At 34.1% G+C, this 3,928-nt stretch carries 4 protein-coding genes; 1 reads left to right on the top strand and 3 read right to left on the bottom strand.

Features of this window, described 5'->3' with window-relative positions; translation table 11 throughout:
* Both RV00_RS15705 and RV00_RS15710 read right to left on the bottom strand, forming a co-directional pair.
* The coding region (locus RV00_RS15705; RefSeq protein WP_071863481.1) for a PTS sugar transporter subunit IIC at nt 1-1,125 on the bottom strand (1,125 nt) is incomplete at its 3' end.
* Nucleotides 1,126-1,141: 16 nt separating this feature from the next.
* Entirely contained in the window at nt 1,142-2,068 is a 927-nt protein-coding gene (locus RV00_RS15710; protein WP_002355406.1) for a DUF7916 family protein, read from the bottom strand.
* Between the two features lie 176 nt (nt 2,069-2,244).
* Here RV00_RS15710 and RV00_RS15715 point away from each other — a divergent pair, with 176 nt between their 5' ends.
* On the top strand, nt 2,245-2,973 hold the full coding sequence (locus RV00_RS15715; protein WP_005875656.1) for a GntR family transcriptional regulator: 729 nt from the start codon (nt 2,245-2,247) through the stop codon (nt 2,971-2,973).
* A 203-nt stretch (nt 2,974-3,176) separates the two neighbouring features.
* On the opposite strand, the gene RV00_RS15720 is transcribed toward RV00_RS15715, so the two are convergent.
* Nucleotides 3,177-3,815, bottom strand: a complete 639-nt coding sequence (locus tag RV00_RS15720) for an IS66 family transposase (protein WP_005875654.1) — start codon at nt 3,813-3,815, stop codon at nt 3,177-3,179.
* Between the last annotated feature and the right edge of the window lie 113 nt (nt 3,816-3,928).

The raw sequence follows: 3,928 nt of genomic DNA on the forward strand, positions 1-3,928 counted from the left end.
TAAGAATCCTGAAATAATTGGCGGCGTAGTCCAAGGAATAACTGCGCCAATAGGTTTGGAAACAATTCCAAATTTCATAGCATAGTAGGTTATAAGAGTTGTAACAACTGGTGCAGTGACAAAAGGAATAACTATTTTAAAGTTTAATATGGTTGGAAAACCAAATAGAAGTGGCTCCGCAACTTGGAAACTAACAGGAGCAATCGATAATTTACCGAGAGTTTTGTTTTCCTTACTTTTCGAGAATAAGAAAATCAGTATGGCAAGAGCTATCACACAACCTGCTCCCCCTGTAAATACAAAATTATATAAGAATTCATATGTGATAATATTTGGAAGTTCTTGGCCAGCTTGATATGCAATCCGATTTGCATCTGAATTTTGTAATAAAAGTGGCTCAATGATTGGTCCGGTAACTTGAGCACCATGAATCCCAAACATCCAGAAGAAGCATTGTACAAAAATAACAAATATAATGCCTGGTAAAGTTTTTGTTAGTAATCCAAGTGGTTTTGCAATTGTATTAGCTATTAATGCGTGTATGTCATCTATCCCAGTGTAATGAAGAAAAATTAAGATAAAGAACCATGCCAAAATTATAAAGAAACCTGGAACAATTGCTGTAAAAGCACGACTAACGTTTGGCGGTACAGTATCTGGCATCTTAATTGTTATATTTCGTTTGACAAACCATTGGAACATTTCTGTCGAAACAATAGAAACAATGATCCCTACAAATAAACCAGAACTTCCTAAATATTTTGTTGGGAAGCCATTACCTGCTTCTGATTGAAGAATAGGCGTTAGTATGACAAAAGCAGAAATTGCTATTAATCCCGCAGACAACGCGTCTACCTTATAACGTTTTGCCAAGTTATAAGCAATTGAAAAAGTTACTCCTAATCCGATCATACCAAATGTAGAATCTGATGCTTTATTAAAAAATTGTAATAAACCAATATTATCTAACCAGTCTGTAAAAGCTGGTACCGGAAAGTTACCAATTAACATGAATATCGAACCAATAATGATTAACGGCATGACACTTGCCATACCGTCACGCAATGCAATTAAGTGACGTTGATTACTTATCTTCGCAGCAAAGACTTGAACTTTATCCATCATAATCTTAAATCTCCTTTTATCTTAAATTAGATTTGCCTAGCATGACCATTTGATGACGGTATCCACGTATAGCTTGACCAAGAGCAAAAATGTTTTCAGGTAAACAAATACCGTTAAGTGAATCTCCGATGTGTTGAATATCTGCTCCACAAGCTTTAGAAGCTAGAGCAATTTTTTTAATCGTATCACTATCTGAAGAATCTTGACTCGTTCCATTTGCTGTTAGCAGCAAAACTTTATCCTCAATTGATTTCCCTTTATTATGCGATCTAACGTAATCGGCTATCTCTTTTAAATCTTGCTCCATAAAATAAGGAACCGTATAAGGTGCTGGAACTAAAAGCATATCAATACCCGTTTCTACAAATTGTTTCGCAATTTCTAAGTTCATTACTGGCTCATCTACCCCTGCACCGTGCATTTTACCAGCAATAATCAATCCATCAAAATGTTCTCTTGAAAGTTCAATCGCATGTTTAATTGCATCATTCGTTACACCCGTTCCAGGATTACCTGTTAAACAGATGAAGTTAAAACCTAACTTATTTGCTTGTTTTAATGTTTTAGGAGATACAATTCTACCAATTGAGATTTCTGATCTCGCTTCATTCATACTGGCTTTAATATCAACTGGCTCCAAATTTACACCAATTGGTCTACCAATTGCTTTTTTTATCCACTCAACAGGACTTTCTTCGATATTATCAGGAATACCAACTATTTGAGGATCAAATAAATCCAATGCGTTAAATAAAATCAAATCTGCACCTGCTGCTCGCTCTAGTTCAGCATTGGTTACTCCAGCTAGGAAATTAGATGAGCTCGCAACATTCTCCGCCATAACTGTTCTTCCTTCTGATGCCAAAATAGCTTGTTTTAATTCCATGGGCCTTACTGATAAAAAGTCTGATGCTGAAAAATCTAATAGTCTCTTCTGATTCATATTTTTAACCTCACCTTTCGAATTTGTTATAACAACACTACATCTAATTTATATTTTAACCGTTTTCTTAACATTGTCAATACTATTTTTAAAGCGTTAACAGTCCTGTTAAATAGTCCTTGACTATAACACTCTTCTAGATAATAATTATGTTATAACAAATTGAGGAGAATATTATGCTAGATAATACAAATAAATTACCACTTTACGTTCAGTTGGTTAATACACTATTAGAACAAATTCAAAATGATATGTCCCCAAATGATAAACTTCCTACAGAAAAAGAAATCTGCGAAGAATACTCGGTTAGTCGGACTACTGTTCGTTTAACCATGAATGAGTTGGAAAATAGAGGGTATATTTATCGTATTCAGGGAAAAGGGTCTTTTGTTTCTTCCATTAAAAAAAATACAATTAATTCTTTTTTTGACCTTGATTTCAGAGCGCATTATGAAGGTATGAATTCAGAAGAATTAACTAGTGAACTAATTTTTTTCAAGAAAGAGGCTGCACAATTAAGCCTAAGACAGAAAATGGGTTTACAACAAGAACACAATATTATTAAAATCCAAGTATTGCGTAAGTTGTTAGATATACCTGTAGCATTAGAGACCATTATTTTGAAAAACCAGTATTTTAATTTCATTAATGAAGCTAAGTTAAAAGAAGAAGGGTTAGATAAGTTAATTAATACGATTGATATCCCTTTAAAAATTGTTGAAGAAAAATACAAAGCTCGTAGATTAAATCCTGATGAAATTGATCTTTTGCAAAGCAAAGATGAGGCAGCTTTAGTTGTAACTAAGTCTCTTTACAATACAAATAACGAATTAATTATTATTTCTGAAAGAAAAATTTTAACGAGTAAATTTTCTTACCAAAATTTTATTCAAAAAGAAAACTAGCTTTTTTATAAATAAAAATGAATATTCAAAACTACATTCAAAAGAAGTTCTTTACGGTTCTATGTGAAAAGTGAAGCTTATCTATTATTAAACATGTCTATAAAACTTCTCACTTAATGCTTAATAGTACAACACTTCTGTTACTATTCACGGCTGATTACTTTTAGAAAATACAAATAGACTGATGAAAATCAAAATTTTCATCAGTCTATTTGATTATTCATTACTTCCGCCAACGTATAGGGATTCCCCTCTGTGACCCGTTGAACAGCATCCACGATATTCATCCCATGGCGTTTACACGTTTCTGTATATGTGCGGATCGTCGCATAATTTCTAGCTGCAGTAATATGTTGAAATTGACCCGCAATTTTCATTTTCGATTTCGTGCCACGTAAACTACGTTCACTGACATTGTTCGAAAAAGGAAGGTCAAAATCAACGACCCATAAGAAATACTCCACTCGATATTTCTGCAGTCGATTGAGTAAGGCACGCTCTTTTTTCGCATAGTGAATGGATAAGTCTTGTTTGTTTTCTCCGTCACCTCTTAACCAGAGATCGTCGAAGCGAATAAAGAAATCAGCTGTTTCTATGAATGAGAATTCATGGGTGCCCGCACTGAGTAGTTGTTTCCGCCTTTTATACGTATCACTTATATGTTGAGCTAGTTCATCTGCCCATATATGCTGAGTATTCTCTACACAACTACGCAAATCTCGCAATAAGTGCGCATTGCATTCGACATTCGTATAAGAAAACTCACTCCCATAATTCATCGTCAGATGATCATGAACAACCGTTGTTCTGTCGTTAAGCAAGGTCAACAGCTGATCTTCCACGACTCCCTCCGAGAGCGTCAATAATTTTGTGTAAATGAGAAAGTCCATTCTATTATTTAAGTTAAAACATTGATTCTAATGTGCCTTCAATTGGTTCTGTTGCAAAGTTTTTC

The sequence above is a fragment of the Enterococcus devriesei genome, assembly GCF_001885905.1.
GTDB classification, from domain to species: Bacteria; Bacillota; Bacilli; order Lactobacillales; family Enterococcaceae; genus Enterococcus_A; species Enterococcus_A devriesei.